This window comes from Mycobacterium sp. E3247 (genome assembly GCF_001667785.1).
Taxonomy (GTDB): Bacteria; Actinomycetota; Actinomycetes; order Mycobacteriales; family Mycobacteriaceae; genus Mycobacterium.
On the sequence record NZ_LZJG01000448.1, the window covers coordinates 1 to 1,529 of the forward strand.

A 1,529-nucleotide genomic window follows, 5' to 3' on the forward strand; every position below is an offset into this window, starting at 1 on the left:
GCACCGGAGAGCTGAGCCCGCAGCCGCTCGGCCCGACCTACCTCGACGTCTGGGGCAACGCGGACCCCAGCGCGCTGCCGGCGAGGAACATGGGCCTGCGCCGGCGCGGGATCACCTCGTCCTCGTCCGCGACGGCACTGTAGGCCAGCGCGCCGGGGTCCGCGTTGCCCCAGACGTCGAGGTAGGTCGGGCCGAGCGGCTGCGGGCTCAGCTCTCCGGTGCCCGGGTCCAGCGCGTACGCCAGGGCGGCCGTGGACGAGGCGAACAGCGGCGCGTTCGCCGACGCCAGCGCCGCCCCGCGGGCCAGCGCCATCTCCGGTTCCTCCGGAGCCGTCACCTCCAGCGGGGTCGCCTCCTCGAGCGCGGGTTTGACGGCGACGATGTCCGTGCCGCAGCCGATCAGGAAGGCGCCGTCCGCCCGCGTTCCCCGCGCGTTGAGCCCGGCGACCATCGCCGCCAACTCGGCGGCCACCGGCCCCTGCCGCGGGTGGGCCAGCTGCCGGCGGTGCAGGTCGACTATCGAACCGTCGGTGACGTCGACGACGGCCAGGGTCGCGGTCTCGGGTTCCACGAACAGCATCGCGATGTACTCGTAGTCGAGCGCGGACCCGACGGTCTGGGCGAGGGCGGCCGCCGCCAGCAACGGGGACACCAGCATCACGCTGCCCATGCCGTTGCGGGCCATCGCATCCCGCAGTGCGCCCACACCGGCGGGGTCCGTCCAGGTCACTCCGGTCGACACCAAGTGGTAGCCGCCCGCAAGCGCGCCTTCGCGGGTACCGCCGATGGCAGCAAGCACTTGGTCGACCGCGCCGGCGGTCACCGGTTCGCCGCCGGTGGCGGCGACCTCGAACTCGTCCTGTTCGACGGTGACGCCGTCGGCGTCCTGCCCCTCGATGACCACCAGGCGGACCGTCTCGGGAGCCATTGAGACCCCCAGCACGATGTCCACGTACGCCTCCACAGTCCGCTGATTTCTCCGCGGCCCCGCGTGAGGGCGCCGCGGGATGAACCCCCGCCCGACCGGGTGACACCAAACCTACCCGCGCGGGCGCGGACGCGCTCATGGAGCGCGCTCAGCAGGAACGCTTCGGGCGGTTGGGGCGGCTAGTAGCCCGGGCTCAGGAACGGATTCTGGGAGTTCCCCGGGTACTGCGGGTACTGCTGCGGATACTGCGGATACGGCGTGTACTGCGGCGCCTGCGTCTGCGGGGCCTGCGTCTGCGGAACCTGGATCGGAATCGGCACCGGCAGCAGCGGGACGTGGATCCACTCGGTGGTCATCGGCACCGTCGACGTGGTGGGCGTGGTGGTCGATGGCGGGGGCGGCGTCTCGGTCGTGGTGGTCGGTGGCGGGGGCGTCGTCACGGCCGTCGTGGTCGGCGCCTGAGTCGACGGCGGCGCGGTGTGTCGCGGGGTCCAGACCGGCGGCGCCTGCGTGGTGACCACCACCGGCGGCGGGGGCACGTCGGCCACGCTGGTGAATGTCGCGGGTGATTTCGAACTCGTTAGCGCGACACGGCGGCAAG

General features: G+C 72.8%; 2 pseudogenes. Both read right to left on the reverse strand.

Going from position 1 to position 1,529, the window contains the following annotated elements:
* Positions 1–67: 67 nt before the first annotated feature.
* A pseudogene (locus A9X04_RS22435) lies at positions 68–952 on the reverse strand (hypothetical protein); the annotation flags it as partial.
* Positions 953–1,107: 155 nt separating this feature from the next.
* Positions 1,108–1,529, reverse strand: a pseudogene (locus tag A9X04_RS22440) (hypothetical protein); the annotation flags it as partial.